Source organism: Pseudoalteromonas rubra (assembly GCF_000967655.1).
GTDB lineage: Bacteria > Pseudomonadota > Gammaproteobacteria > Enterobacterales > Alteromonadaceae > Pseudoalteromonas > Pseudoalteromonas rubra_A.
Genome location: NZ_JXYA01000102.1, coordinates 1 through 2,204, shown reverse-complemented (window position 1 = coordinate 2,204; position 2,204 = coordinate 1). Strand labels below are relative to the sequence as shown.

Below are 2,204 nucleotides of genomic sequence, written 5' to 3'. Positions count from 1 at the left end.
ACAGAATTATGAACACCCTCACACCCTCTGGTTTTGAGTTAAAAATAAATCTGGTCGCCTATCGGCCCTATCTCCAATATATTTTTTCCCCAAGTACTCTTCAACCTGGCGTTTCAACGTAGTATTTGAACTAAATAAACTGTGCTCAACACCGAACATCCAGAGATTTCCCTCAATGGCCTTATGAACATGACTTTCAAGAGTTTCAGATCTCAAACATATTTCTTCTAAATAATCCAAAAAAGATAGACGATGTGCAGCTTGCTCAGCTACTGACGCCATTTCAACAAAACCAAACTCTTCTAACGCCTCAGCAAAGCGAGAAACCTCCGAGTTCCGTGCAGCATTAATGTGCTCAATGACCGCTCTATAATCACTATGCTCTAAAGCATCTAATAAAACGTTCACTACAGGCTCTAACTTACTCTCAGGCTCCTGATAGAATCGATCAAGCACTTTTTTGATTGCTTTATCTGCGAAGTCACGCCTATTTTCCGGTAGCTTTGATATACGTTCCAATGCTTTTTTGCGTAGCCTAGCTTGGGCCAAATGCATTTCTTGTCCATAGACACTTTTTAATTGTGCTTGGAGGAGAGGTTGAAGGGCCTCAGTTAGCTCTTTTTCAGTTTGGCTTCCCTCTATCAAGGCCCCCCAATCAGCTGTAATATCGTCATCATTCCCTTCTAGGTCTACTTCACCATATAGCTTTTCAAGTAGCTTTTTGGGGATATCGTCACTTTTATCTAACCCAAAAAATATTGGATCCCCGATTACTTTTCCATTTATCCGAACAGATATCCCTGGCTTTCTTAATTTTCGTTTTTGATCGGTAACCGTGCAGCGCAACGTTGCCTTACTCTTTCCTAGCAATATCTTCTCTTCTTTATACTCTCCTTGAAGATCATCGACACCTAACTCCTTCCCATTTACAAAAATATCGAAATTACTTTCTCGTCCATACTCAGCCAGCAAAATTTGCTTTAATTTTTGAGCCGTTGGGTATCTTAGACTCTGATTCAGATGCGACAATGTGATACAAGTACCTGAGTGTGTAGTACTATCCGACTCTTCAATCTCTAGCGGCATATCGGGTAACCCCTCATACCTTTCTAATAAGCTTTTGTCGAACGAAAATGCTGAGTACTTATTCCTGGCCCATGTTTCTAGTCTCATTGATGATGTAATCATCAAGCCAGCAAATTTACCTATTCCTTTTCTCCCCTTCACTCGCCTGCGCAGATTTGGAGAAAAGTCGCCATTGCGGTCTCTCCGGTTTCTGGCAATATTTAAATATTCACTTTGCAATTCATTTATAGTCATCCCCGAACCATTGTCTTGAACAATAATTGGATCATCAGATAAGAGCTCTGGCAATGTTACGCAAACTTTTGTTGCTTCTGCATCCCAAGCGTTATCTATCAATTCTTTTAAAGCTTTTTCAGGAGATCTGTAATTTTCACTTAATAAAAATGCTAGTCGTGTATCTACTTTAAAAGAATGTTGTGTCATCAATTATTTCCTTGACTGAGAGCTGAAACCTATTGTTCGAGCACCTGCTTCAGGTTGAAAACAGAGCGCATTTGTAAATATAAGTATGCTCTCTTTTTAATTGAAAGAAAACATTTCAGCAAATCCACAGGTTGTTTCTGTATGAGCCAATAACATACCTTTAAGTGTCACACAGAATGTATTGCCTCAACTCCCAAAGCAGGAGTTAAGGTTATTTTGGTTCGGATTGCTTGTTAGATCTTTACTATTTCACTAGCCTGCATGGTTCATATACCTACTGGTCTTAGGCTCAAATCTACGCTTCTTATGACCAAGTGAAGTGTCCTGCAAAATATCTTCGATTCTCGCCATTTCATCGAACAATTGGTTTAACTCATTTTCCGTAAGTTCCACCAATAAATAAGCCTCCGCATTTGCGGAGGCTTTTTTTATGGGTTTTCCGCAGCAACCCTGCACAATACAAGACCCCATGAATTCGTGACAACTCCTTCAACGAGAAATTGTCCCTAAATTTAGCACACGCACTTAGATGAATAATCTGTTATTAATAGACCAATACAAATTGGAGCAGATTATGAGCAAGAAACGCAGAAACGCAGGAAACGCAGGAAACGCTCGACATTATGAAGGCGATTGACGACATACACCTGAAGTATCCATTCATGGATAGCCGGCGGATCGTCGACGAACTGGCC

General features: G+C 40.2%; 1 protein-coding gene. It reads right to left on the bottom strand.

Going from position 1 to position 2,204, the window contains the following annotated elements; genetic code table 11:
* Window positions 1-18 precede the first annotated feature (18 nt).
* A complete protein-coding gene (locus TW77_RS23655; RefSeq protein WP_082079033.1) occupies window positions 19-1,509 on the bottom strand; it encodes an ATP-binding protein in 1,491 nt (496 codons plus the stop codon).
* Window positions 1,510-2,204 lie beyond the last annotated feature (695 nt).